The organism is Nevskia soli DSM 19509 (assembly GCF_000711955.1).
GTDB lineage: Bacteria > Pseudomonadota > Gammaproteobacteria > Nevskiales > Nevskiaceae > Nevskia > Nevskia soli.
This window is the reverse complement of the sequence record NZ_JONR01000009.1, coordinates 124,857-128,201: the sequence shown is the minus strand read 5'-3', so window position 1 is coordinate 128,201 and position 3,345 is coordinate 124,857. Positions and strand designations below refer to the sequence as shown.

Genomic DNA, 3,345 nt, shown 5'->3' with positions numbered 1-3,345 from the left:
CTGGCCTGTACAAAAACGCTTCGGCATCCTGCCTCGCCTCGCGCCAAACAGGCGCGAGCCCATGTCGCCGCGGACTGCGATGCTCGGCGCAGGCAACGGGGGGAACGTCAAAGGCCAAATCAAAAGCAACCGCAAATGCGCAAAGCAACGTCAAAAGCCGGAGTGTCGCTCTTGGACGTTCCTCGGCCTTCTTCGTCATCCCCGCGCAGGCGGGGATCCAGTTTTCCCCAGCCCCTTTCCAGAGGAAAAGGAAAAGCGCTCACCGCATGCGTGCCAACAAAAAACCTTGGCACGCATGGCACGCATGGGGAAAAACAGGGTTTTCAGCGTATGGTGCTGGCCCCCCGATACACCCGCTTCGCGGGCACTCGGGGCGAACGGGGCGTGTGCTCAGTCAAGCGAAAAACGCCCTTCACCCCGGCCCTCTCCCCCACGTGCGTGGGGAGAGAGGGGGAACAGCCAAAGATGCGAGGGGCAGCCGGGAATCCGTACCGGCTAGTCGTCGATCCCCAGTTCCTTGATCTTCCGCGTCAACGTATTCCGCCCCCAGCCCAAACGCCGCGCGGCTTCCTGGCGCTGCCCCTTGCAGGCGGCCAGGGCGACGTTGATCAAAGTGCGCTCGAACAGCGGCGCGGCTTCGCCGAGGAGGTCGCTTTGCCCGGCGGCAAGCCGGGCTTCGGCCCAGCGGCCCAGGGCGTCGTTCCAGGAGCCGGTTGCGGCCGGAACGACCGCGGGAGCGGCAGCGGCTTGCGGAGCCGAGGTATCGGCTGCCGGGGCGGGTGCTTCAACGGCCGTCACGGCGGCGGTGGCCGCGCGCAATTCCGGCGGCAGGTCCTGCAGGTGGATGTCGCGGCCGGGAGCCATCACGGTGAGCCAGCGGCAGGCGTTCTCCAGCTGGCGCACGTTGCCCAGCCAGTCGTAGGCCTTGAGCCGCTCCAGCACTTCCGGCAGGAGCTGCTTGGGCTCGGTCTTCAGTTCCTTGGCGGCGGCGTCGAGGAAGTGGCGCAGCAGCAGTTCGATGTCCTCGCGGCGTTCGCGCAGCGGCGGGATGCGCACGCGGATGACGTTGAGGCGGTGGAACAGATCCTCGCGGAAGCGGCCTTCCTGCACTGCCTTCTCGAGATTCTGGTGGGTGGCGGCGATGATGCGCACATCGACGTTCACTGGCGAGACGCCGCCGACGCGGTAAAACTGGCCGTCCTGCAGCACACGCAGCAGGCGTGTCTGCAGATCGGCCGGCATATCGCCGATCTCGTCGAGGAACAGGCTGCCGCCGTCGGCCTGTTCGAAGCGGCCCTTGCGCTGCATCTGCGCGCCGGTGAAGGCGCCGCGCTCGTGGCCGAAGAATTCCGATTCCAGCAGATCCTTCGGAATCGCGGCGGTGTTGATGGCGATGAAGGGCTTGCTGGCGCGCGGGCTGTTGGTGTGGAGGGCGCGGGCGATCAGTTCCTTGCCGGTGCCGGACTCGCCGGTGATCAGCACGGTGATCTGCGAAGCGGCGAGGCGGCCGATGGCGCGGAACACGTCCTGCATCGCCGGCGCGGCGCCGATGATGGCGGGGCGGTCGGCGGCCTGCGGCGCGGTGGTCACGGCGACGCGCTTGGCGGCGGCGCGCTGCACCAGGGTGGCGACGCCGTCGACGTCGAACGGCTTGGGCAGGTATTCGAAGGCGCCGCCCTTGAACGCGGCCACGGCGGCGTCGAGGTCGGAGTGCGCGGTGACGATGATGACGGGCAGGTCGGGCTTGGCGCTGTGCACCCGCTCCATCAGCTCCAGGCCGTTGACGCCGGGCATGCGGATGTCGCAGATCAGCACGTCGGGCGTGTCTTCCTGCAGGGCATCGAGCAGCTCGGCCGCGCCGGGGAAGCTCTGCACGTCCATGCCCACGCGTTGCAGGGCCTTTTCCAGCACCCAGCGGATCGATTCGTCGTCGTCGACGATCCAGACCTTGGTGGCATCGCTCATGAGGACTCTCCGAGCGGCAGGAACATGGAAAACACTGTGCGTCCCGGCTGTGACTGGCATTCGATCAGCCCTCCGTGGCTGTGGATCAGGTATTGGGCGATGGGCAGGCCCAGGCCGGTGCCCTCGGCGCGTGTCGTGACCATCGGGTAAAAGATCTTCTCCATCATGGTGGGCGCAATGCCGGGGCCGTTGTCTTCGATGTCCACCTGGATCGCCAGCTTGTGGCGGCGGCCGCCGATGGTGATCTGGCGGCGGGTGCGGGTACGCAGCACGATCATGCCGCTGCCCTTGGCGCCAAGTGCCTGCAGGGCGTTGCGGCTGACGTTGAGGGTGGCCTGGATCAGCTGCTCGCGGTCGGCGTGCACTTCGGGGATGCTCGGGTCGTAGTCGCGCAGCACCACGATGCCGGAGGGCGCCTCGGCTTCCACCAGCTGGCGCACGTGCTCGAGAATCTGGTGGACGTTGACGTCGGCCTTCTGCGGCAGGCGGTTGGGGCCGAGCAGGCGGTCGACCAGGTTCTGCAGGCGATCGGCCTCGCGGATGATGACGCGGGTGTATTCGCGGTGCTCGCTGTCGGGGTATTCCCGCTCCAGCAGCTGCGCCGCGCCGCGGATACCGCCCAGCGGGTTCTTGATCTCGTGCGCCAGGCCGCGGATCAGCTCCCGGCTGGCCTGGTGCTGGGTCAGCAGCAGTTCATCGCGGGAGATGCGCAGGTGCCGGTCCAGCGCCAGGATCTCCATCATCAGCCCCGGCTTGCCGCCGAGCAGAGGCGTGACGGTGCAATCGACGGTGATCGGCTCCTCGCCCGTGCGGTGCAGCTTGAGCTCGCGCTCGATGAAGCCGCTGCCGGTTTCAAGCGCGCGGCGCAGGCGGGGCTCGTGTTCGGTGAAGCGCGCCACCGCCTCGGCCAGGGCTTCGCCCAAGGCATGGTGCCGGCTGAGACCGAACAGGCTCTCCGCCGCCGAGTTGATGTAGGTGATGCGCAGCGCATGATCGAGTGTGATGACAGCAGTGGTCAGCCCGTCGAGAATGGCGGCAGGCTGGCCCCGGTTCAATACGGAGAATTTCATATAAGGCAGCTCGCAAGATGCGCGCCAGCATGGAGGAACGCCCGGTGGGATGTACGCCGGGCAAAGAAGCTGGAGACTCCCTAGGGAGCCTCTGATGAATCCCAAGCCCTACCGTTGCCCCCCATTTTGCGCCAGGCAAGGCGCGAGCGACGAAGTGTGCTGAAGCACATGAGGAGCGAGCAACGCAGCCTGGTGCAAAATGGGGGGCAACCCTTCGGGCGGTTTGCCCTTTGATGCAGGGCGGCGTTGCTCGTCGCTCGTGTACATTTCAGTACACCACGCTCCTCGCGCCTTGCCCTGCATCAAAGGG

The 3,345-nt window shown here is 66.8% G+C and carries 3 protein-coding genes; all 3 read right to left on the bottom strand.

The features are described 5' to 3' along the window. Nucleotides 1–199 (bottom strand): hypothetical protein (locus BP26_RS31235; RefSeq protein ID WP_211254836.1); only part of this gene is annotated, 199 nt, incomplete at its 3' end. A gap of 296 nt (nucleotides 200–495) precedes the next feature. After that, nucleotides 496–1,965: a nitrogen regulation protein NR(I) gene (gene ntrC / locus BP26_RS0105940; RefSeq protein WP_029919657.1), complete on the bottom strand. Its 1,470-nt coding sequence runs from the start codon at nucleotides 1,963–1,965 to the stop codon at nucleotides 496–498. Continuing rightward, complete coding sequence (gene glnL / locus BP26_RS0105935; RefSeq protein WP_029919656.1) at nucleotides 1,962–3,035, bottom strand: nitrogen regulation protein NR(II); 1,074 nt, start codon at nucleotides 3,033–3,035, stop codon at nucleotides 1,962–1,964. The genes ntrC and glnL overlap by 4 nt, the downstream gene beginning before the upstream one ends. Nucleotides 3,036–3,345: the final 310 nt, after the last annotated feature.